The sequence below is a fragment of the Synergistetes bacterium HGW-Synergistetes-1 genome (genome assembly GCA_002839185.1).
Classification (GTDB): Bacteria; Synergistota; Synergistia; order Synergistales; family Synergistaceae; genus Caenicola.
This window is the reverse complement of sequence record PGXO01000001.1, coordinates 1-23,087: the sequence shown is the minus strand read 5'-3', so window position 1 is coordinate 23,087 and position 23,087 is coordinate 1. Positions and strand designations below refer to the sequence as shown.

Below are 23,087 nucleotides of genomic sequence, written 5' to 3'. Positions count from 1 at the left end.
TCTATACAGTCCTCCCCTTGTCTAGGTAACTCTGAAGGAGAAGAGAGGCTGCGACCATGTCTACCCTTTGTTTTCGGCCTTTCCTCGAGACATCTCCCTCTATGAGGGACTGCTGCGCTATTACTGTTGTAAAGCGCTCATCCAAAAAAATTATTTCTAAACCGGGATATCTGCCGACGATAGTATCAGCAACTTCTCTTATATTCAGAGCTTCAGGCCCCTCATTTCCGCCGGTCCTGAGTGGAAGACCCACCAGAAGTTTTGTCGTCCGGTAGGTATCCATGATTTTTTTGAGTTCCTCTATCCAGTCGTTCTTTGTGCTGAGAACGGTCAGAGCCTGCGCAAAAGATCCAAATGGATCACTTACAGCGACACCGACCCTTACAGATCCTATATCAACTGCAACTATCCTCTCCAACTATATGGCCTCAGCCTTTTGCAGCAAGTCTGGCAAAAATTTCAGGGGCTTTTGTAATAGCCTCGTTAAGTCTGCCGGCATCAGGAGCCCTGCCCTGCGCGAGAGTGGGTCTTCCTCCCCCTCTTCCGCCAATAAGGTCAGCTATTTCCTTCAGGAACTCATCCGCCCTGATCCCTTTGCTCACAGCTTCTTCACTTGCCATGGAGGTCAGCGTCACGTGTTTTTCTTCCCCTATTCCTGCAAGCAGTATCACCGCGACCGGGTATTTCTGCTTTATCCTGTCGCCGACCTGCCTCAGAAGATCAGGGTTCATGTTTTCAAACTTTTCCATTATGAGATCTACTCCGTTGACGCTGGCACAAGGTTTGATGCTCTCTTCAATATCGGACATGGCTGCTTTGACCTGCAGCTCCCTGTTTTTTCTCTCAAGTATCTTTTTTTCATCGAGAAGATCTTCTACTCTGCCAAGGACTGAATCAAGATCTTCGCCCAGCATCGACATCATAGTTCCTGACAGGTAGCTGAAACGCTGAAAGGTCTGTAGGGCATTTTGTCCCGCTATTGCGTTGATACGCCTAACGCCTGAGCCTATTCCCTCTTCACGTATGATCTTGACCACCCCGATCTCACCTGTTGCTTTTACATGTGTACCTCCGCAAAGTTCAGATGAGTATCCGGGTATTTCGAGCACCCTTACCTCGTCACCGTATTTTTCGTCAAAGAGCGCCTTTGCTCCGGTCTTTTTTGCATCTTCAATAGGCATGATGGACGTATTTACGGGCAGATTTGAAAGGACCTGCTCATAGACAATGGATTCGACCTCACGCAGCTGATCTGTCGTAAGCGGAGCAAAATGGTTGAAGTCGAAACGCAGGAACGTAGGAGTCACGATAGATCCGGCCTGCCTCACATGCTGTCCGAGGACTTTGGAAAGGGCCTCGTGTACAAGGTGTGTCGCCGTATGGTGTCTCTGAATGTTTTTTCTTCTTGCAACATCAATAGACGCTGTCACTGTCTGGTTTTTCTTGATACTTCCCTTAAGCAGTCTGCCTCTGTGGACGATGAGGTCGTTTACAGGATAAATGGTGTCCTCTACCTCGAAAATTACATTTTCTGCTGTAATTACACCGGTGTCGCCAACCTGTCCGCCCTTTTCGCCGTAGAAAGGTGTGTCAGAGAGAACTATGTCCGCACTTTCACCTTCCGCAATGAAATCCTTTTCTTTCCCTTCAAAAATTATCGCTATTACTTTAGCGTCACAGGACGTTCGATCGTAACCACAAAAACTGCTTGGACCCAATATGTCTGCTAATTCAGTATAAGCATTTTTTGAAATGACTGAACTGGTCTGCTTACTCGAGGCCCTTGCACGCTCACGCTGGTCGTCCATCGCTTTGTTGAAACCTTCCTTATCAACGCCGATGCCCTCTTCTTCGCACATCTCTTCTGTGAGTTCAAGCGGGAATCCGTAAGTATCGTAAAGGACAAAGGCAACGCTGCCGGGAAGTGTGTTGATATCTTTTTTCTTAAGCTGCCTGATCTCTGATTCAAGAAGGTCGCTTCCCTGTGAAAGTGTCTTAGTAAAACGTTCCTCTTCTGTCTTCAGTATCTGCTCGATGGCACAGGCCTGTTCGACGAGTTCAGTGTATTCGTCGCCGATCGATTTTCGAACGGCGGGAAGAAGTTCGGTAAGGAAGGGCCTGTCTATTCCGAGCAGTTTCCCGTAGCGGGCGCTACGCCTGATAAGGCGCCTTAGGACATATCCTCCGCCATCGTTTGTGGGCAGTATTCCATCTGCTATCATAAATGCTGATGCCCTTATATGGTCTGAAATGACCTTTACCGCCATATCTTTTTTAGGATCTTCTCCATATTTGACTCCGCCAAGCTCGCATGCCTTGTCGATTATCGGACGGAAAAGGTCCGTCTCGAAGTCGTTCGGCACTCTCTGGACAACTGATGACAGTCTCTCAAGCCCCATTCCTGTATCGATATTCTTGTTGGGAAGAGGAGTAAGGTTCCCTGCTTCATCCCTGTTGTACTGCATAAAGACGAGGTTCCATATCTCCAGGTAGCGGTCACAGTCGCATCCCACAGTGCATGTGGGTTTTCCGCACGAAAATTCCGGTCCTTGATCGTATATTATTTCAGAGCATGGTCCGCACGGACCGACAGGTCCGGCAGCCCAGAAATTATCATCCGCTCCGAGTCGTACTATCCTGTTTTCAGGAAGCCCTACTTTGTCGCGCCATATATCGTGTGCTTCATCATCGTCAAGATAGATCGTTGCATAAAGCCTGTCCGGTTCGAGTCCTACACGTTCTGTAAGAAATTCCCACGCCCATGGGATTATTTCCTCTTTAAAGTAATCTCCAAAACTGAAGTTTCCCAGCATCTCGAAAAATGTGTGATGCCTCGCAGTGCGTCCGACATTCTCAATGTCGTTGGTCCTTACGCACTTCTGTGCCGTAGTAGCTCTTTTCACCTCAGGGGTCTTCAGTCCAAGGAAGTATTGTTTGAAAGGGACCATTCCCGCAATTGTGAAAAGCAGCGTAGGATCATCCGGCACCAGTGAAAAACTGCGGTACCTTTTGCATCCCTTTTCCTCGAAATATGAAAGAAATAGTTCCCTTAATTCTTTTCCGCTTCTGTATTGCATTTAAGCTGCCCCCTGTAATAAAAGATCAAAGCCGTATTCCATCCGGATAAGAAAGGCGTAAGGTCTTTGTAATTTTTGCATCAAATAATTATACGCGGATCTGGGGTTTTTGTGCCAGATCCACGTTAAGGAAAAACGACCGTCCTATAAAAATATCAGCAGCCGGTAAGTTTTCTGCGCGCCGATTTTGCTTCAGAAATTACCCTGTCCTTGTCGATTTCTGTGAACGTTCCATTTTCATAAAGTATTCTTCCTGCCACAACAGTAGCCTTAACATCTGAAGAAGATCCCGCATAAACAAGAAAACCGGGAAGATTATCATTGTCCCAGCCTACATAATGCGGTTGGTCGAGGTCAATAAGTATCATATCCGCCTTGTATCCCTCTTTAATAAGTCCTGTATCTCTGAATCCAAGTGCCTTTGCTCCGTTTACCGTAGCCATCTTAAGGACCTCGGCAGATGTCACAAGGGTCGGATCATTAGTCACACCCTTGTGGATCAATGCCGCACAGCGAAGCTCATCCCAAATGTCCAGCCTGTTGTTGCTTGCGGCACCGTCTGTACCGATAGCGATTCTGACCCCGGCTTTGAGGAATTCAGGAAGAGGGGCTATACCGCTGCCCAGTTTGAGATTACTTTCGGGGTTGTGAGCGAAAGTAACGTTGTTCCTCGCATAGAAAGCTGCAGAACCCTTCTCCACCCATACACAATGCGCCAGCAGGAGGTTAGGCACATCGATCATGCCTGTTTCGGAAAGATACTCCTCAGGAGTCATTTTCCCTTCCAGGCCGCTTATGCTCCACTCAGAAGACGTTTCGAGCCAGTGGAGCTGGACCCCCAGTCCGGTCTCTTTCGCTCTATCTGCAATCTCTGTCATCAGGTCGAAAGGAACTGTATACGGAGCGTGTGGGCCGAGCTGGACGTTGATCAATCCATCCCTGCCGTTGTAGTCCTCTGCGAACTTAAGGTTTTCCTTTAACTTGCTTCTGTCGCTGTCACCTACTATGCCCCGCGAAAGTCCGCATCTCATTCCGTTTTCAAGGGCAGCCTCCGCAACTTTGTCCATGAAAAAGTACATGTCTGCAAAACAGGTGGTACCTGTAGAGAGCATCTCCAATATACCCAGTGCGGTCCCTGCTTTGACAAGATCTCCGTCAAGGTTGTTTTCAACCGGCCAGATGCGTTTCTGAAGCCATTCCATAAGAGGCAGTTCTTCTCCAAGTCCTCTCAGCAGAGTCATCGCAGCATGCCCGTGTGCATTCACAAAACCGGGGATCAGAGCTGTATTGCCTCTTCCCTCGTATGCACATCCGGAACTGAGGGCCCCGGCCGGGAGGATGGAGGATATCCTGTCACCTTCGGTCGCGACATCGCACAGTTTGGCGGAAGAGCTCTCAGAGTCCCAGACAACGACATTTCTGTATTGCTGTTTCATTAAATCTCTCTCCATGCTGCCAGGTATTCCTTTTGCTCCTGTGTAAGCCGTTCAATGCTTATGCCGAGCGATTCAAGCTTTAGCTCGGCCACCCTCTTGTCAAGCTCTGCCGGAACGTTGTATAGACCCGGTTCCAGTTTGTTGCAGCTTATATAAAGGCAAGAGAGCAGCTGCATAGCAAAACTCAGATCCATTATTTCGACAGGATGCCCGTCCCCTGCTGCCAGGTTGACCAGTCTTCCTTCACCTAGAAGGTGGATCCTGCGGCCTACCGGAAGTATGTAAGTCTGGATATTGTCACGCGATGCCTTCACGTCAACAGCGAGTTCGGCAAGATCGGGAATGCAGACCTCCACGTCAAAGTGGCCCGCGTTGCAGAGGAGCACTCCGTCTTTCATGCGCATAAAGTGTTCTTTGCGGATGACTTTTGTGTTGCCTGTGACTGTAATGAAAACATCCCCGACCTTTGAAGCATCAAGCATGTCCATAACATCAAAACCATCCATCAGCGCCTCAAGTGCCCTGTGGGGATCTACCTCTACAACTATGACCCTTGCACCCAGACCTGCCGCTCTCTTGGCAGCGCCCTTTCCGCACCAGCCATATCCTGCAATGACAACATTTTTGCCTGCCACGATAAGGTTGGTGGTCCTGAGGATCGCATCCCAGACAGACTGACCTGTTCCGTACCTGTTATCGAAAAGGTATTTGCTCTGGGCATCATTTACTGCCAGCATCGGGAAAGGCAATACTCCTTCACAATGCATGGCTTTAAGACGCTTTATCCCCGTAGTGGTCTCTTCGCATCCGCCAAGCAAGTTTGGAATTAGGTCCCTTCTCTTGTCTATTATCATCGAAACGACGTCGCCGCCGTCATCAATTATTATCTGAGGATCCCATTTGAGCATTTCCACTATGTTTTCGGAGTATTCCTGAGGAGTCATGCCTCTGCGGCTGAATACATGTATTCCTTCCTCAGCCAGGGCCGCGCAGATCGTGTCCTGTGTTGAAAGCGGATTGCTTCCGGCTACTGCTACAGTTGCTCCAAGTTTGTTCATTACTTTTAAAAGACAGGCTGTCTTAGCCTCAAGATGCAGGCAGCATCCTATTACAAGCCCGTCAAGCGGCCTGTATTTTTCTTCCCTCTCAGCAATAAGCCTTAGCACAGGCATATACTCCCATGCCCACTCTATCCTTCTGTGTCCTTCCGGAGCCAGGCTCATGTCAGCAATCCTAAATTCGTTTTTCACAATACTGCCTCCTTCCTGCCGGGCATTTCGCCCCTTTCAAGAAAAACAACACATATACGCCGCGTGGATTTATATAGACCAAGGGCACCACTCCTACACTATTGCCATAAAGTGAATGAAATCATCCAAAAACATATCAAAGCATTGCCTTGCTTTAATATTACCACTCAACAGCATGTTAAGCTGTTGTTTATTGTAGCTCTTTTATTCTTGACGGTTCAATTATGCCGGCCTCGGTTATTATCCCTTTTATCAGATCTGCAGGAGTAACGTCAAAGGCCGGGTTCCATACCTTGGCACCCTCGTGGACCAGAATTTCACTGCCGATCATCTTAACTTCCATGTGGTCTCTCTCTTCAATGGGGATAGAATTTCCATTGGGGCAGTTAAAATCTACAGTACTGATAGGAGCAGCAATATAAAAAGGAACATTATGCCATTTTGCCGAAATTGCAAGCCCATAGGTGCCGATCTTATTTGCCGTGTCTCCGTTAAGTGCTATTCTGTCTGCACCGGTAATTACAGCGTCTATCTTCTCCCTTGACATTAGAAAGGCTGACATAGAATCGCATATGACTGTTACGTCAAATCCATCCTCACACAATTCAAAAGCAGTGAGCCTTCCTCCCTGAAAACGCGGCCTTGTCTCATCTGCGTAGACTTTTATCTGCTTGCCGGCATCCCTTGCGGCCCTGAAAACACCAAGAGCCGTGCCGTAACCGGAAGTGGCAAGTGCTCCGGCGTTGCAGTGAGTTATGACAGAAGCTTTATCCGGAAGCAGCACAGCTCCATGAGCACCGATCCTTCTGTTGATCTCACGGTCTTCTCTATCGATCATTATTGCCTCTGATTCAAGCAATGAATATAATTCCGGGGAATTTTTGTGTTCGTTGTAAACAAAACGCATTTTTTCAATGGACCAAAAGAGGTTGACTGCTGTCGGTCTTGTTGCAGAAAGCCTTGAAAGTGCATCATCGATAATTGACAGGCCTGAATGCGCTGCCAATACGACGCCATAAGCCGCAGCTACTCCTATGGCAGGGGCACCTCTTACTGTCATGTCCTCTATTGCCCTGGCTGTCTCCTCATAAGTACGACAGTCCACAAATCCCACAGAAGCCGGTATTTTTCTCTGGTCAAGAAGCCGGAGCATCGGGGCTTCGCTGATCCATTCTATTGTTTCAGGCAGCAACAGGCTCACCTCTTATGTACTTATTCGTTAACTGTTTAAATAATGTTTTACAGTAAATAACAGCAGTTTTTCCAGTGAGTTCCGGGGAGTCCTCCCCGATCATCAGTTCTCTATGCAGATGCTTTTTACTTCTGTCTCTGCATGTCCGTCCCTGAAGTATATGCCTACTCTCTGATGCTCAGCAAGTGAGGATGCATCTTTGATCATATTTCCTTCAGAGTCCCTGCATATCGCAAAGCCTCTTGACATTACGCTTAGTGGCGAAAGGTTGTTTAAGGTACCGGCTGCAGAAGTGAGCTTCGCTTCTGCCTCTGACATCTTGTATGTGATATTCGACGTGAGAGAACCCTGAACATTGTTCAAAAATTCCGACGCAGGGAGGCACACTCCTCTGGTGATGCTGAAAAGGAGCCTTCTCTTTGAATCGATCAATTCCGAGCTGATCTTTGCAGCTCTCTTGTTCATATGGGCATGCATCGTCCGCATAGAACTTTTTAAGTAGGCTGTGAGTTCTTTGGAATCTGGAAAAACTCTCTCTGCAGCTCCTGATGGTGTCGGCGCGTACGCATCAGCTGCCAGATCAGAAAGAGTCTTGTCAATTTGATGACCAAGTCCCGTAATTACAGGAACAGGACATGACCTGACAGACCTGACAACTTCTTCGCTGTCAAAAATATCCAGGTCGTCCCGGCTTCCCCCTCCCCTTACAAGCATCACGAGTGAGATGTCCTGAAAAGAGGCGCACTTTGAGAAAGCATCCCTTATTTCCGAAGAAGCTGCCGCGCCCTGCATAAGACTTGGGATCACAAGCAGCTCCGAAGCAGGGTATCTTATTGATGCGATCTTTATTACATCCTGTACCGCTGCGCTTGTGGGTGAGGTAATGAGAGCTACTTTTACGGGAAAGAGAGGGAGTTCCCTCTTATGTCTGACATCGAAGATCCCTTCTGCTGTAAGCTGTTTGAAGAGGATCTCCTTAGCCCTTGTTTTTGCTCCTTCGCCAAGCGGCAGAAGGGTCGAAGCATATATCTGGTATGAGCCCCTTGCTCCGTAGACGTCAACTTTGCCGCGGACAAGCACCTCATCTCCGTCTTTGGGCCAGAGGATTACAGAGGAAGCGTTAGAACGGAAGAGGACACAGGATATCCGTGCCTCTGCACCGATTATTGTAAAATATGCATGACCGCTGGAGTGTTTCTTGAATCCAAGAAGCTCTCCTTTTACGGAGATATTCTGAAGTTCACCGGAAGCATATATAGCTTCTCGGATCTTGTTTGTGACCTCATCAACTGTAAATATCGCATCTTTTTCATATTTAAACATGGCTGCTCAGTTCGAGAGAGACTCTTCCTTTCTGACGATCCTCCCCAGAACACCATTTACGAAGCGTCCGGATTCTTCTGTACCAAAAACTTTGGCAAGCTGAACTGCCTCAGAAATTGAGACCGCGACCGGCACCTTTTTAGATATGATCCCCTCATAGAGAGCCATTGATATAGCTACCTTATCGACGGCAACCATTCTTTCCGGCCTCCAGCCAATAATGTTTTCCCTTAGCAAATCTGAGATAGCATCCATGTTTTCCATTACTCCCCTTACCAGCTCACATGCATAATCAAATACACCATCAGCCTCTCCCTCTGAAGGGTAAAGCTCAATGGCTTCATCAATATTTGCGGAAGGTCTCACATCCAGCTGGTAGATTAATTGGAGCGCAATTTCACGTGATCTGTGGCGCATTTGTGACTTAGACGACATCTTCAAATATCATCTCCTGAATTGCTGCATCAGAGTTGAAACCTGTTTTTTGCCGTCCTCGGTGAGCAGTATCCAAGAGATCCCATAGCCGATCAACGCAGCAAAAAGTGACCACAGGATGCCCTTGAGCCCAAGGTGCACTATTGCGGTCAGTGCAGCCGCTGCGCCGGCCCAGAATAATGGCAGAGTCCATACGGGATTAATTTTGGGATTGTCCTGAGGTGCTATGTTTATCCAGTTTATATGGACCGCCATTCCTGACTTGGTGAAGATGTCGGTAAACTTCTTTTCCAGTCTTACCTTGTCTTCTTCATTGTCACCCTCAGGCATGGTAATATAAATATTCAAAAGGTTTTGATCTCCGATAAAAGAAATTTCCTGGCAGTAAAAACCTTCCGGCAGTCTCTTGGAGATGATGTGGCGTAACGAGTCTCCGTCGACCCAAATTTTGCCCAGCTTGGTTGTCGTCCATAAAAAGAGCATCTTATTCACCTCTTAATTGAGAAGGCCGGTTTCTCATCCAGGAAACCGGCCTTCTTTCGTAATTTCGGTTGGATCAGGCCTCTTCGGTAAATGTGTTGTAAACGGCCTCTGCATGAGCTGCAGAAGTCTCTTTTTTATCACCGAAAGTTACTCCCTGTACGTAAACATTTACGCCCTTGATAGTATAGCCTGTAAAGCGTTCTATCTGTTCCTTTACTGCCTCCTGAACGTCCCAGCATACATCAGGGATACGAAGTCCGTACTTGACAGCAATATATGCATCTACAACTATCTCAGGCGCATCTCCGTCAGAGATAGTTATCCTTACACCGTTGACTGTTTTTCTTCCAAGACGCAGGTTGGCCATAAGCCCTGGATTTGCAGGAGTAACACCTTCAACGCTGTTCAGAGCCTTTGTAGCAAGCTGGGCTATCACGTCTTCCGAGATCCGGATCTTTCCTTCAAGGTTAGACTGATCGATAGTGTTCCCAGCAGCGATCTCTTCGGTCTCACCGGTTTCGCTTACTACAAATTCCTCTTTATTGTTCGCGACCATGCGGTTATTCCTCCTTATCGACAACTAACTGTATATTATTTTCTGATATAAATTTAATCTTCAGGATATTTGAAAGGCTTACCGCAATGAGGACAGAGAAGATCCTCGTCTTCTTCGTAGGCAGCCGGCTCATAGTAGAAATCCTTACCGCACTCGGGACATGTCACTGAGGCGTACTCTTCCTCATCAAAGTCCTCGTAATCTTCGTCGTCTTCATCATCGTACTCATCCTCGATAAGTGCGTCGAGATCATCCTCAAGCTCACTTACATCCTCATCAAGCTGTTCGAGGTAGTCATTAAGCTCATTGTGGACTTCTTCGTGCTCTTCCATTGCCTCAGCCAATGAGTCAAGGGCGTCTACCAATGCAGCAAAAAACTTCTCCTTCTCAGGCGTATCAGCTACTTTCTGCCCGTCGATCAATCCCCTAAGGTACGCTATCTTTTCACGTGAGCTCATCAGGAACCCTCCCTTTCTATTTCTTTGCTCTTTCAAGGTATTCGCCGGTCCTCGTATCAACAAGGACTATCTCCTCGTTCTCAACAAAGAACGGCACCGTGATGGCAAGGCCTGTCTCCGTAGTGGCAGGTTTGCCACCGCCTGAAGCTGTATCTCCCTTGAATCCGGGAGGTGTGTCCGTTATCTGCATTGCAACCGAGTTTGGAAGCTCGATGCCCATGACCCGTTCTTCGTACATGTCAAAACTTACTTCAAGGTCATCGATCAAGTATTTCACAGCATCTCCCAGGATATCTTCGGTAAGGTATACCTGATCATATGACTCCATGTCCATAAAAACATAGCTGTCGCCATCTTTGTATTGGTACTGGGCAGGTCTTTCGTCAAAAATTATCCTTTCAAAGCGTTCTCCTGACTTAAAAGATTGGTCAACAGAAGATCCGGTCTCAAGGTTGCGAAGTTTTCCCCTTACGATCGCGCCTCCCCTTCCCATCTTGTGATGGGAACATTCAAGAATGACCCACATCCCGCCTTCCCATTTGATCTTAAGTCCCGGACGGAAATCGCTAGTGTCCACAATTTGTGCCATTGAAAAACCTCCCTGTACTCTCTCACAAAACATCATGCGCATTCATTTGCCATGGATACGCCGCATTATCATAACATAAAGAAAGCTTGTTTGTCTTTATCTGCTATTGTTTTTTTGTGTATAGAGGTATCGCTCTTATCGTTCCCGAGGGCTCCTTAAGGACAAGTACATTTTCAGAAAGAACTATGGGCTCGCCTTCTTCATTGGAATATGCTGAAGTTATCCTGATGTGGTATCTCTTAATAAAGCATACGTCGCGACTTTCTCCTTCAGCTCCGATCAAAAGCATAGAAGGCTCTCCCCTTGGGACATTCATCTTATCTGCCTCAGACACAAATGAGTCACCATAATTCTGATCGATGATCGTTGCCTGGATGCAGATATCTTTATATTGGTTTCTGATCTCCTGCAGAAGGTCTTCGGGGAGATCCATGTAGGGATCATCTTTAGGTTCAGATCCCGGAATGAACTCTGAAGTGTTGATAAAACCATCTCCTGATACTGATGAACCGAACCAGCATTTCACAATGGCTTCTGCCTGTATTGCGGCGTTTTCCCTTTTCAGAAGGTTACACTCCCAGTTAACGGAACCGTGGATCTTATTTGCCAGAGTAAAATAGAGCAGGACAGCTGTGAGTATAGCAACAGAACAATAAATGGCTGTTATCAGAACTGCTCCGTCGCGTTTATGTATTCTTCGCATATTATATCGCTTCCTATCAGGTTTGGAAGGTACCATACAGTTTTTGACGCAAAGAGCTTATATTTCGATCCTTTTTCATCCCATTGCCGAATATATTCTTCAGGCCATTCTTCTCTGCCCTCTATCTCCTTTGGCGTATCGTACAGTCTGTCGCCTCTTGCAAGGATATAGACCTTAACAAGCCTTTTCTCAATATCAAGGTCGAACCTAATATCCATGATTCCCTTTATCCTTGGCTGTGCACCGGGAGCTCGAAAATCCTTTGTATAAAGGCAGTCGTTAAGTGAGTAGACGCACATTGCCCTCATATGATGTACCCTGTCGCCCCCGGAAATACTAAAAGATCTTCCCATATTGTTATTTACAGACATTGTTTTTCCAGTGAGGCCTGTTACACAAAAGGGTGTCGAAGGCGGGAAGGATGTTGGGAATAGGACCCAGTTTCTGACATCGGGTGAATTGTTGGAATAAGTATCACCTATTTCGTTCTGATCAGGGTATTTGTGAAGATTTACAACTCCGTCAGGCGTTTCACTCTGTGTCATCCGGGTTAGCTTTGCGCTTCCAGGCCGGGCAAAAGAGACCCTTAATTCGCTGTTATCAAAACCGCTTGGTCCCTTTTTAACGCTTATAGGGCCGTCCCACCTGAAGGGATCATACTTCTGGCTGCCGAAAGCCACCTTATATATTGACGCATCGACCGGCATTCCAAATCCACAATAGAAAAGAGGGGCTTTAAGAAGTGACTCTGCTCTTGATATCCTTTTATGTGCCTTCAACTGTTCGGTGTCTATATCGATCCTGTCCACGGCAATTTTTACAGTAGAGATAAACATCGGGGTCATGATCAGCATAATACCGATGCTGACAACCAGTTCTATTAGGGAAAAAGCCTTATTCTTATGGCGTTTCATTTGGCCATACAAGATAAGATCCTCTGATTTCCTGAAAACCATCTTTCTCGATCAGAAGAATTAAATTTTTGTCATCTGAAGTGTTGTCAAAGTTAATTCGAACGTTATTGAAGTTGACCTGCTCGGGGATACTGCCCGAAGATAAAACAGAAAGTGCATCGTGCTTAGCTCTCTCAATATCAAGGATTTCATATGGTGTTTTTACGAGCATAACACTTGTACGAAAGAGACATGCAAAAATACCGGTAACTATCACGGCAATAAAACAGGCCGCCAGTGTTCCTGTAAGCATAGTTCCCTTTCTGGATCTCAATCTCCCATGAATCTTTCAAGATCTTTTAAGTCATAAGCATAAGCGATCGCATTTTTTCTGCTTATGAGACCTTCTCTGTACATTCGTGCCAGATCCTGGTCCATGGTATGCATGCCGAGGGCGGAACCTGTCTGAATAGCGTTTTTGATCTGAGAGGTCTTGGCCTCTCTTATGTAGTTCTTTACGGCATTGTTTGCTATCAGAAGTTCTGTAGCCACCATTCGTCCTGTTTCAGTAACAAGGGGTACGAGCTGCTGCGAGAGGATACCGATGAGGATCGACGACAACTGTATCCTGATCTGCTGCTGCTGCCCTGAAGGAAACACGTCTATTATCCTGTCTATGCTTTGAGGTGCGTCGGGCGTGTGAAGCGTAGTCAGCACAAGATGTCCTGTCTCTGCTGCCGTAACTGCCGCAGAGATGGTCTCAAGGTCCCTGAGTTCTCCTATCATTATAACGTCAGGGTCCTGTCTCATTGCTCGCCGGAGCGCTTCTGAAAAGCTTTTGGTGTCGCTTCCGACTTCACGCTGGTGGATCATTGATTCAGCAGAGCTGTATATGTATTCGATAGGGTCTTCTATCGTGATTATATGAGTCGGCCGCGTCAGATTTATCTCCTGGATCATAGCTGCAAGCGTTGTTGATTTTCCCGATCCGGTAGGTCCTGTAACTATAAACAGCCCGTTGTTTTTGTGGGAAATGTTTCTGACCTCTTCCGGCAGCATAAGTTGTTTGACGGTCCTGATTATCGGTGTGATTATCCTGAGCGCGAGAACAGGGTTACCTCTTTCAAAAGAGAAATTTCCCCTGAATCGCTGTTTGAAATCAGGCCCGCTTGAGAAGTTGAAACTGAAATCGAATTCTCTCTCTTCGTTGAACCTGCTGAGCTGTTCCGGAGAGAGAAGAGTGTTGATAACGTTGTCCATGCCTTCTTTCGTAATTTGTTCAGCATATGGACGTCTTACGAGTGTACCGTTGATCCTTAGTGCGGGTTTTGCTCCCGCACAAATATGTATGTCGCTTGCACTGCTCATTACACCGTCGAGCAGAAGGTTGTTAATGTCAAAAATTGGCAAAGTATGCAGCCTCCGATTAATCGAACATTGTTGTTATAAGCATCTCTTCTACACTGATAGTGCCGTCGAGTACTTTTTTCATTGCGACGTCTCTCAGCGTAGACATGCCGTTATTTACTGCGTAATCCTTTATTTCCTGCTGAGGCCTTGCGTTGTTAATCATTTCCCTTAAGGTTGGGTCTATTATCATCAATTCGGCTATTACAGTCCTGCCGCTGTGACCGGTAAAACGGCAGGAAGCACATCCTACAGGGCTGTATATTTTTGACCCGGCAGGGATGTTTATGTCCCGTGACATCTCCTCTGTTACTTCTATCTCTTTTTTACAGTTGTTGCAGAGCTTCCTTACAAGCCTCTGAGCCACTATACATCTCAGCGACGATGCGATCAGGAAATTCGGGACTCCCATATCGACAAGCCTGTTTATGGAAGCAGTCGCATCGTTTGTATGGAGGGTACTCAATACAAGGTGTCCTGTCAAAGCTACCCTTACTGCAAGATGTGCCGTTTCCTGGTCCCTTATTTCTCCTACCATTAACTTGTCCGGATCCTGTCTCAATATCGACCTCAGTGCACTTCCGAAAGTGACATCGATCTTCTCGTTTACCTGGATCTGGGTTATCCCGGCTATCGTATATTCAACAGGATCTTCTATAGTGATAATGTTGACCTCCGGCTTATTGATCAGTTCAAGAAGTGAGTAGAGAGTAGTGGATTTTCCACTTCCCGTCGGCCCTGTAACAAGTATGATGCCATGAGGAGCAGTTACTACCTGTTTCAATTTTTCCGCCTGGTCATGATCAAAACCCAGTTTTTCGATGCCTATGTGTTCATTGTCCTGATCAAGGAGACGTAGGACAGCTTTTTCTCCAAAAATAGAAGGGAGAGTCGATACACGCATATCCATTTTTTTACCGCTTACTTTAATAAGGATCCTGCCGTCCTGTGGCCGCCTTTTTTCTGCGATGTCCATGCCTGCAAGAATTTTTATCCTCGCAATCAGAGGCATATGCAGATTTTTGGGTATCTCAGTTGTAAGGAAAAGCGTTCCGTCTATCCTCATCCTTACACTCGTTGTTGAATCGGATGGTTCAATGTGTATGTCAGAGGCCTTCTCCTTGACAGACTGTTCAAGAATACTGTTTACGAGGCGTACAACAGGCGCATCATCAGAATTAACAGTTGCTATATCCTGAGCAACAGTCGAGGACATTATCTGAGTCGAGCCGGATATGTTTGCTGACTGTTTCATTACATCCTGCACAGCATCTTCCACACTTGACTGAACTCGGTAGTAAGTAGAAAGGGCCTTGTTGATATCACTTGCCGTAGCTATCCGTATATCCACTTCCCTGTTGGTAAGCATGCAGATCTCATCTATGGCGAGAGTATCCATCGGATCCGACATTACTACAGTGATACGTCCGTCGTAGGTGAGAGAAAGCGGTATTATGTTGAGCCTGACGGCAACGTTTTCGGGTATCATGGAGAGAGCGTTCTGACTTGGCCTTTCTTTCACAAGGGATATGAATGGGATCCCAAGCTGGGCACTCAGCGCTTCTGCAAGATGCATCTCTGTAAGATATCCGTTTTTTATGAGGACTTCTCCAAGACGCATATGAGAGACCTTCTGTTCTCCAAGCGCCGCCTGAAGGTTGGCAGGTGAAATTGCACCCGCATTAACAAGAAGTTCCCCTAGCTTTAATGTCCTTATAGGTTTCATGACTCTCCCCCATCCCGAAAGAGATATGTGTTTTTATTCACTGTAACTTATGTTTACTGTATTAAGCTTTTACCGGGCATGTCGAAGATCTCAGCTGCTCCTGTCGGTACATCCAATATATGCGGCATTACGATAAAAGCCATTTCAGACTTGGAGTGTTTGTCCGTCTTGCTCTTGAACAGTTCGCCTATCAGTGGGATATAACTAAGGATCGGCACTCTTGTCACGCCTTTTGTTTTGTTCTCCTGGTATAGTCCTCCGATCACAAAAAGCTCTCCGTCTCTGACTCTTATCTGAGTGTCAACTTCGCGTTTTGTAGTTTCAGGCACTTCTGAGATACCGCTGTCTCTGAACTGTACTATCTCTCCTGTCGATATCTTCAGTTTCAGCGTTACAAAACCGTCTCTTCCGATCGTAGGAGTAATATCCAGGGTTGGACCAGTTTGCTGCTCAGTAAACTCAGGATTGCCGCTTTCGTCCAGCCCTGACTGGTATAGATAATTATGAGTAAGCTTTATCGTAGCTTTCTGTCCGTCAAGTGCTACCACAGAAGGATTGGCAAGTATCTTTCCTTTGTTGTCCGATTCCATGGCTCTTAACCCCGCATCCAGCATTTTCATCGTAGGATCAATAATATTTACCGGCATCGTTGAGTCAGAGCCAACGATCGGAAGTCCTCCCGTCGTAGTTGTTCCTGTAGGGTTAACGTTTGGTTTAATAAGACCATTAGCGTATGTGTACTCTGAAGTCAGCCCCTGAGCACCGTATGTGAAAAGCCAGCCGTTATAAACAGAGGATATAAGCGTCTCTATCTCCTGCTGTGCGCCATCGGTAATTTCAATGAGCCTCGCTTCAAGCATTATCTGTTTTCCAGGGTGATCTATCCTGTTCATCAACGATTCAACTTCAATGTGCTGTTCTGCTGTTCCGGTAACATAGAGCGCTCTCAGGCGCTCATCAACTACCGGAGGTTTGGGGAGCGTTACCAGGCTCATTATTATCGCTGGCATTTTTTTAATATCTCCGTAAGCAACCTTATATTCCTTAGTAATGTTTTTGCCCAGGGTCTTTCCGATGCTCTCCGCTGTTCCTACGACCAGAGTATTTCCCATAAGTGCATAAGTGAGATCATTCATCCTGAGCATGTATGCAAATACTTCACTGAATTTGGCATTCTTGAATGAAAAAGTCATCAAATTGTCAGGCACCGAGCTGTCTATCACTAAATTAAGGTTGCGAAGATCTGCAAGCATCCTGAAAACCTCCCTGACTGATATGTCCCTCAGCTCGAGTGTCACAGGTGTGTACATACCTAGGGGATCTCCCTGAACAGTGGCACGGGGTTTTGGAGGTGTCGACGGCACAATGTCATTAACTGTTTCCAGAGTAAGTGTGATCCTGTCTGACCCTGACATACCGCTGATTTTTTTAAGGACGAGCGGTTTTTCACCGATGACTTCCATTGTAAGTCCCTGTTGATCGTTGGAAATTACGCTGATCCTCTGCACAAGGTTGTATTCATACTCCTGATGCCACTCTTCACTCTCTTTCTCTTTTAACCTGAGGATATCCCAGCCGTATTCGTCCCACCAGTCCTTCTTGTCTGTATTTCTGGGAAAACGAATACCTTTCCATATCAGTGTTATTGCGCTGCCGGTAGCAGCTCCAGACACCGGCAGGCTCACCGAAGTACCCCTGAGTTCCAGCATTACCTGGCTGCTGCCTACCTGTCTGACCTTCATGCCTTCGATGACAGAGGTGAGCTCACCTGTCTTTGCAGTAGTCGTCACAGCATACGCAGGACATACAGAACAAACTGTCATGTATAAAGCCGTTGACACAATGATAGTGAGCGTCATGAATAAATTGATCATAGATCTGTGCGGTATTTTTTGTTTGACCATGTCCAACTCACCCCTTTAGTATCTATTGCTGTTATTTTACCCTTTCCTCCGCCAAAAACAGTGCCCGGTCTTACCAACATTCCAGGTGTTTCATTTTCGATGTCAAGGGTTGCAACTCCTCCGTTTCCCATGACTACCAGGGCCTTTATCTGTATTTGCGGTGCGAAGTCAGGAACAGAGAACTCCTGAGCTATCGGCTTGGACAGTAATGCCACAGGATACCTGCCTACCGTCTCGGCTAATTCCACCAGTTGTCTGCTCTCATTACGGTATCTCATGAATACGTCGTACTTTCTGGTAAATTCACTGAGCCTTGTGTTGATTTCACTGCCTGCCGGCATTTGTGGTACAGGCATGGCATTAACTTCATCTTTGGAAGTGTTCAGCCACCAAAAGTTTACTACACTAGTCACTGCAGCTCCAGTAAAGAGGAAGAAAAGCAAAAGAAAATATATCAGTTCCTTCTTCTCTTCCGGAGAGACAGGAGCCTTTAAATTTGACAGCAAATTGGATCTGTTCAGTTTTGCCCTCAGCTCAGAAAGATTCATCCATTTAGCCTCTTCAGTTATTCTTCTTCTCTGTCTTTAACGGTTCCGGTACAGATATTTTGCATTCTACCGCAAATGAATAACCGACATAACCATCTGTCTGGCCTGCCAGCTCAAGATTTAATATCCTAATAAGGTGGGAGCTTTGCCTGAACGAAGAAAGCAGCTCGAGCAGTGAAAAATAGCCTGCTTCCCCGCTTACTTTAAAGCTGACACTGTCCTTGCTCTCTGCCACTTTTATTACAGAAGCATCCTCAAAACCGGTCGTTGAAAGTACATTTATCAGAATCGAATAGAATCTGGTCGCAGATTCTACCTCTGCAGGCGCTGAAGCGTTGTCAATGTTGAACCCGGCCTTGTATCTTGATACGGCATCTGTTTTGGCCCTGAATATCCTCTCCGTAAGCTGATTTTCCCGAGCAGCAGCATCTATCTCGCTCCGCACATTTCTGATATGTCTTATAAACAGAATCTGGACAGAGATTATCAGAATAACTAACAGAAAAGCCAGTGCTATCTGTTTCTTAGTCAGCTCTTCAAAATCTACCCTTGTCATAATACTGCATCCTCAGAGACGGCTTTTTGCTGCTTAAGCTCTTTCACATCGCTCCTCTGAATTATCTGATCGAGAGGGAACAATGTACACTCAAGCTTAAAGGTCCTCATGTTCACACCATTTCTGCTTCCCGGTGAGATCACGGGTACACTTACAATATTTGCAAACGGCGTCAGATGGAGATTATTGGCAAACTGCAGGATCTCTTCCTCGTTCCTTCCTATTCCGGAAAGACTAAGTCTTCCGGACGTCATGGAAAGAGCTTCTATGGTTATGCCCTCAGGCAGCATCTTTGCAATCACTGTCAAAAGCTCTACCGAAGGAATGTCAGAGAGCATGTAGTCAAGTTTTGACTCAAGTATGGACATATCACCGGTAATTCTTGCAAGTTCCTTATCCATGATGGCGATCTTCTGACTGTTTGAGCGAGCGTCCTCCTTTAATACAAGTCTCTGGCTCCTTAAAGAATAAAGCTGCCACCCGCCTATTATGAAAACAAGAGTGCCAGCGATAGCAAAAAGAAATACAGAAGTAAAGAGCAGCAAATGCTTGTAACCCGATTCGCGCTCTTCTCTGGTCTCTTTTCCCGGAAGCCTAAGATCAAGTTTAACGACCATACAGATTACCTCAGCGCCAAGCCTATGGGGATATCCCATGAACCCGCAGTACTGTCAAAATCAAGTCCATGCAGAGAGATCGGATCAGACAGCATAATTTCAGTAATCGAAAGGGATTCCTTTAAAAATTCACAAAGGTCCTGGGTCGCTCCGGGGCCAAAAATGAAGAACATATCCGGCTTGAAACCTCTCATCTGAGAGAGAGCAAACTGCAGCGAGGAATGGACCTCCCTTGCAAATGCGTTATATTCAGCGTTCAATTGTTCGTTAAAAGATTCATTTACAAAAGATATCCCCGTAAAGCCGATGGACATCGTACGATAAAAAATACCGTTGCCCTTCCACGAGAAAATAAGGACAGACCTTGTCTTGCCTGCGTATATGTAAACAGAAGCGTCAGAGACCGGGGTCAAAGGGGCAACAGCCCTTTCAAGTGCTATCTGTGCCGGTTCTATGGCAGTGATCTCGATCCCGTTAGCTTTGGCAGCCTTGGTTATGTTTTCTATCAGAGTCTTTCTCGTCGCAGCAACCAGATATCTCGATTCTTCTGAACCGTTTTGAAGAGGGTAGAGTATCTCTCCCAGATCATAAACTCCTTCTTCGATCGGAAATGGAAAATAATTTTCGAATTCATACCTGAAAGCCAGTTTTGCTTCGTACAAGGACATGTTAGGAAAATTTACTACCCTGAGAAGCGAATCAGTCGTTGGGAGCGAGAGGCGCACAGGAACATCTATACTTCCTACATTGTGCAGGATCTCGTTCATTACCTGATAAAGATACATGCCATTATTTGTAAAAGGGTCTCCACCCTGTGTCACTTCTTCGGATATCTCCCCGGAAACGGCATCAGTCACAATATAACTGCCCGGCAAACCAACAACAGTAAGATACCTGAAGTATCCCCTGTCGATAAATAGCCCGGCTCGTTTTTTCTTTTGTCTTTTTAGCCCGAATAAAGCCATATATTTCCCCTTTTCGATAAATAAAAATTAAATAAATAACCAGAGGAAAACAAAAGGGCAAGATTTCCATTGCCATTATAACCCAGAATATTAGATTATAACAATGATTTTTGAAGTATTTTCAATTTATTTTTTATTGATTTGATTCTTGTATGCTGATGTATATGTAAAAAGTATGAAATGTTTGAGTTGTGTAAGTGGAGAAAAACTTATTTCAATCAAAGTAGTTTCAGTTTTAAATTAATAGCTGAGTTTTAGTATATATTAACAGTTGAAATATCATAGATAACTAGTGATTTCAACATAAAAAAGGGTCTGCGTGGAATCGTATGATTCTACACAGACCCTTTTAATTTTATTTACAGACTCTGGTTATTTCACTGGCATATAAATTCCTGTATCTCCATCTTTGTAAATGTCGCTAGAAGTTATATCACCACTTTTAGCTGAAGTATAGAGAGCAACTCCTGTACTTGCAAGCTTACCTAGACTCTCTTGAACTTTATCATCAACTTTTGAAACATCAAATTTTATATAAGCTCCATCCGGTTCAAGTGTATAATTTGTGCCTTCGAGTTTCTGGTCAATATATTCATCCAAGCTGGCTATCGCTGTTGGCCATTCGTTTGAGTCTGCGTATACCATTACTGCAGCTGACTTCATGTTGCGCATGTTCGCAACTATTTTTGCTGCTTCTGCTTTGGCTGTTGCGCTGCCTGTTGAAAGCATCATCATTCCGGCAAGGATACCAATGATGATAACTACGATCAGAAGTTCTACCAGTGTGAAACCTTTTGATTTTCTCTTAAGCATTTTCTTCAAGTTAATATCTCCTCTTCTCATCCATATTCGTATTACTCTATATTTCATCCACAAACAATTTGCGCTTGCCCCACCCTACCGAACCGGGCGCCCCCGGTTCCCCTTTAAAGTTTATTGAAAGGATGTTTCTTTCAATTCCCCCTTTAATATTTAATTTTACAATAATAGAAAGACGATAAAAAATGAAAAGCAACAGAAAAATAAGGTCTCAAACTAAAACTTTGAGTTACACACTAATAATTTCTATACTGACTCTGTATTTTTTCACCTTGAGTAAAGTTTGTCAAGACTAAATGGCCATATTGAATAATTACTTCAATTTGGTGTTTCAATTTGGTTATTCTATTTTCCGGAGTATTATATTGGCAATATTTGCTGATCGTATTTTGCTCCGGATTACGAGACAACGAGTTGTTATCTCGTAATTTTATGAACTGATCAACCTTTCTATGTTTTTCTTTTCTTACATAAACTGCTGTATTGCAGATATTATCGGCAGAAATATTGCCAGGACCATAAATCCCACGATTATACCCACAAGGACGACCATGATTGGCTCAAGGACAGAACTGAGGCGCTTTATCTTCTCTGACAGTTCGTTGTCATACCAGTCAGATATCTTCTGGAGCATTTCATCTGTACGTCCTGTTTCTTCTCCGACTGCGATCATATGAGCGATCATAGGAGGAAAAAGTTTTCTTTCCTTAATAACAATGTTCATCGGAGCTCCCATAGCAGCAGCATCCCTCATCAGCAAAAAGTTGTTGTTTATCTTGCTGTTGGATGCAACTTCCCCTGCCATTTCAAGTGCTTTCAGAATAGGAACGCCTGACCTGAGCAAAGCTGACATAGTCCTGAATGATCTGGACAGCGCCGCCTTGTAAAGAATGTCTCCAAAGACTGGCACTTTAAGTATCCCTGTGTCGATATATATCCTCAATCCGGGGACTTTTCTTAAAAAATTGAGCAGTAAAATTATCAGTCCAATGACTGCAATGGCATAGTACCAATAGCTCTGTGCCCATGTTCCAAATTCAAATATCATTCTGGTCAGTCTGGGGAGTTCAACATTCATGCTTGAAAATGCTTTCTGAAACTGCGGAATAACGACAACTACCATAATACCAAGGACAAAGACGGCTATGGTTATTACAACAGCAGGGTAAGTCATTGCAGATATGATTTTTTTCTTAAGGACTTCCTGGTCTTCAATGAAGTTTGCCAACTGTGCCAATGTACTGTCCAGGGTACCTGACTCTTCTCCTGACCTGATAAGCGATGAGATAAGTACGTCAAAAAATTTAGGATGTTCAGCTATCGCAGAGCTCAAAGTAGATCCTGAACTTACCCTTGCGTAAATTTTTTGGATTATCTTTTTCAGCCTCTTTTGGTTTGTCTGTTCGATCAATATCTGCAGTGCTCCGCCTATAGGCACGCCGGCCGCTATCATCGTAGAAAGCTGTCTTATGAAAATAGCCTTATCCCTGAGCTTTACTCTGGGAGAAAAGTCAAATACTTCTTTCCAGTCGATATTCTTTCCAAACGAATCCCCGATCCTCGCAACAGTTTCATACGTCCTGACAACATTGATAGGTATCCAGCCTTTGTCCCTTATCCACTCGAGAAGCTCACTTTCATTATCTGCGGCTCTTCTGCCCCTGACAGTCTTACCGTTGGCAGCCTTGGCCCAATATTGATAATTCATTCGCTTCTCACCTGCCATCACGACGTGATATTTATAACCTGACCGCTCACAGTATTACATTTTAGCATTGTTTATCACTCAATAACAGACTATAGGGGGATAATTCCCGCGGACAGCGAAAAGAAGGTCCGCCGGCGAAGTGCGGCTAAAAGTGAGCCGCGGGAAGCAATTGGGAAGCGGTTGGGAAGCAATTGTTAAAACCAAAACCTATAGATCCTGGATGACGGAGATGCAGCATTAGTGTCTCATTCACCGCGACGCTTTATGTCGCATATTCACCAGAGGACGAAGTCCGCGAATTCCCCGCGGCATGACACTGGCCGCAATTCCCATTCCCTAAGCCACCGCTTTCCGCGACATGTTTATGTCGCACTTCGCGCCGGTGTTCTTACGGCAGCTTCCCAACAAAAAAACCCCGTGCTTATGCACGGAGCTTTTTTGT

Annotated in this window: 23 protein-coding genes; all 23 read right to left on the bottom strand. The window is 45.5% G+C overall.

Annotated elements, in window-relative coordinates; genetic code table 11:
• Position 1: 1 nt before the first annotated feature.
• Positions 2-418, bottom strand: a complete 417-nt coding sequence (locus CVV54_00115) for a Holliday junction resolvase RuvX (GenBank protein PKL05272.1) — start codon at positions 416-418, stop codon at positions 2-4.
• Between the two features lie 10 nt (positions 419-428).
• Positions 429-3,077, bottom strand: coding sequence for an alanine--tRNA ligase (locus CVV54_00110; protein ID PKL05271.1), 2,649 nt, complete (start codon positions 3,075-3,077; stop codon positions 429-431).
• Between the two features lie 155 nt (positions 3,078-3,232).
• Positions 3,233-4,513 carry an amidohydrolase gene (locus CVV54_00105; GenBank protein PKL05270.1) on the bottom strand — a complete coding sequence of 427 codons (1,281 nt, stop codon included), beginning with the start codon at positions 4,511-4,513 and terminating at the stop codon, positions 3,233-3,235.
• The gene (locus CVV54_00100) at positions 4,513-5,763 is read right to left on the bottom strand and encodes an adenosylhomocysteinase (protein PKL05269.1); all 1,251 of its coding nucleotides are present in this window, start codon (positions 5,761-5,763) and stop codon (positions 4,513-4,515) included. Before CVV54_00100 ends, CVV54_00105 begins: the two co-directional genes overlap by 1 nt.
• Positions 5,764-5,953: 190 nt before the next feature.
• Positions 5,954-6,955, bottom strand: coding sequence for an S-methyl-5-thioribose-1-phosphate isomerase (gene mtnA / locus CVV54_00095; protein PKL05268.1), 1,002 nt, complete (start codon positions 6,953-6,955; stop codon positions 5,954-5,956).
• A 102-nt stretch (positions 6,956-7,057) separates the two neighbouring features.
• Positions 7,058-8,278: an exodeoxyribonuclease VII large subunit gene (gene xseA / locus CVV54_00090; protein ID PKL05267.1), complete on the bottom strand. Its 1,221-nt coding sequence runs from the start codon at positions 8,276-8,278 to the stop codon at positions 7,058-7,060.
• A 6-nt stretch (positions 8,279-8,284) separates the two neighbouring features.
• Positions 8,285-8,713 carry a transcription antitermination factor NusB gene (nusB, locus tag CVV54_00085; protein PKL05266.1) on the bottom strand — a complete coding sequence of 143 codons (429 nt, stop codon included), beginning with the start codon at positions 8,711-8,713 and terminating at the stop codon, positions 8,285-8,287.
• 9 nt (positions 8,714-8,722) lie between these two features.
• Positions 8,723-9,196: a hypothetical protein gene (locus CVV54_00080; protein ID PKL05265.1), complete on the bottom strand. Its 474-nt coding sequence runs from the start codon at positions 9,194-9,196 to the stop codon at positions 8,723-8,725.
• A 73-nt stretch (positions 9,197-9,269) separates the two neighbouring features.
• Positions 9,270-9,752, bottom strand: a complete 483-nt coding sequence (locus tag CVV54_00075; protein ID PKL05264.1) for an Asp23/Gls24 family envelope stress response protein — start codon at positions 9,750-9,752, stop codon at positions 9,270-9,272.
• A gap of 53 nt (positions 9,753-9,805) precedes the next feature.
• Positions 9,806-10,210: a hypothetical protein gene (locus CVV54_00070; GenBank protein ID PKL05263.1), complete on the bottom strand. Its 405-nt coding sequence runs from the start codon at positions 10,208-10,210 to the stop codon at positions 9,806-9,808.
• A 16-nt stretch (positions 10,211-10,226) separates the two neighbouring features.
• Positions 10,227-10,799, bottom strand: a complete 573-nt coding sequence (gene efp / locus CVV54_00065) for an elongation factor P (protein ID PKL05262.1) — start codon at positions 10,797-10,799, stop codon at positions 10,227-10,229.
• Between the two features lie 103 nt (positions 10,800-10,902).
• A complete protein-coding gene (locus CVV54_00060; protein PKL05261.1) occupies positions 10,903-11,502 on the bottom strand; it encodes a hypothetical protein in 600 nt (199 codons plus the stop codon).
• Positions 11,466-12,416, bottom strand: coding sequence for a hypothetical protein (locus tag CVV54_00055; protein PKL05260.1), 951 nt, complete (start codon positions 12,414-12,416; stop codon positions 11,466-11,468). The genes CVV54_00060 and CVV54_00055 overlap by 37 nt, the downstream gene beginning before the upstream one ends.
• The gene (locus CVV54_00050; GenBank protein ID PKL05259.1) at positions 12,403-12,708 is read right to left on the bottom strand and encodes a hypothetical protein; all 306 of its coding nucleotides are present in this window, start codon (positions 12,706-12,708) and stop codon (positions 12,403-12,405) included. The genes CVV54_00055 and CVV54_00050 overlap by 14 nt, the downstream gene beginning before the upstream one ends.
• A 17-nt stretch (positions 12,709-12,725) precedes the next feature.
• Positions 12,726-13,805 carry a type IV pili twitching motility protein PilT gene (locus tag CVV54_00045; GenBank protein PKL05258.1) on the bottom strand — a complete coding sequence of 360 codons (1,080 nt, stop codon included), beginning with the start codon at positions 13,803-13,805 and terminating at the stop codon, positions 12,726-12,728.
• Between the two features lie 16 nt (positions 13,806-13,821).
• Positions 13,822-15,528: a type II secretion system protein GspE gene (locus CVV54_00040; protein ID PKL05257.1), complete on the bottom strand. Its 1,707-nt coding sequence runs from the start codon at positions 15,526-15,528 to the stop codon at positions 13,822-13,824.
• Between the two features lie 53 nt (positions 15,529-15,581).
• Positions 15,582-17,432 carry a secretion protein gene (locus CVV54_00035; protein ID PKL05256.1) on the bottom strand — a complete coding sequence of 617 codons (1,851 nt, stop codon included), beginning with the start codon at positions 17,430-17,432 and terminating at the stop codon, positions 15,582-15,584.
• Positions 17,399-17,980, bottom strand: coding sequence for a hypothetical protein (locus CVV54_00030; protein ID PKL05255.1), 582 nt, complete (start codon positions 17,978-17,980; stop codon positions 17,399-17,401). The genes CVV54_00035 and CVV54_00030 overlap by 34 nt, the downstream gene beginning before the upstream one ends.
• 13 nt (positions 17,981-17,993) lie before the next feature.
• Positions 17,994-18,536 carry a hypothetical protein gene (locus tag CVV54_00025; GenBank protein PKL05254.1) on the bottom strand — a complete coding sequence of 181 codons (543 nt, stop codon included), beginning with the start codon at positions 18,534-18,536 and terminating at the stop codon, positions 17,994-17,996.
• Positions 18,533-19,192 carry a hypothetical protein gene (locus CVV54_00020; GenBank protein ID PKL05253.1) on the bottom strand — a complete coding sequence of 220 codons (660 nt, stop codon included), beginning with the start codon at positions 19,190-19,192 and terminating at the stop codon, positions 18,533-18,535. The genes CVV54_00025 and CVV54_00020 overlap by 4 nt, the downstream gene beginning before the upstream one ends.
• Positions 19,159-20,118 carry a hypothetical protein gene (locus CVV54_00015; protein ID PKL05252.1) on the bottom strand — a complete coding sequence of 320 codons (960 nt, stop codon included), beginning with the start codon at positions 20,116-20,118 and terminating at the stop codon, positions 19,159-19,161. The genes CVV54_00020 and CVV54_00015 overlap by 34 nt, the downstream gene beginning before the upstream one ends.
• Before the next feature lie 372 nt (positions 20,119-20,490).
• On the bottom strand, positions 20,491-20,988 hold the full coding sequence (locus CVV54_00010) for a prepilin-type cleavage/methylation domain-containing protein (GenBank protein ID PKL05251.1): 498 nt from the start codon (positions 20,986-20,988) through the stop codon (positions 20,491-20,493).
• A 415-nt stretch (positions 20,989-21,403) separates the two neighbouring features.
• Entirely contained in the window at positions 21,404-22,663 is a 1,260-nt protein-coding gene (locus CVV54_00005) for a type II secretion system F family protein (protein PKL05250.1), read from the bottom strand.
• Between the last annotated feature and the right edge of the window lie 424 nt (positions 22,664-23,087).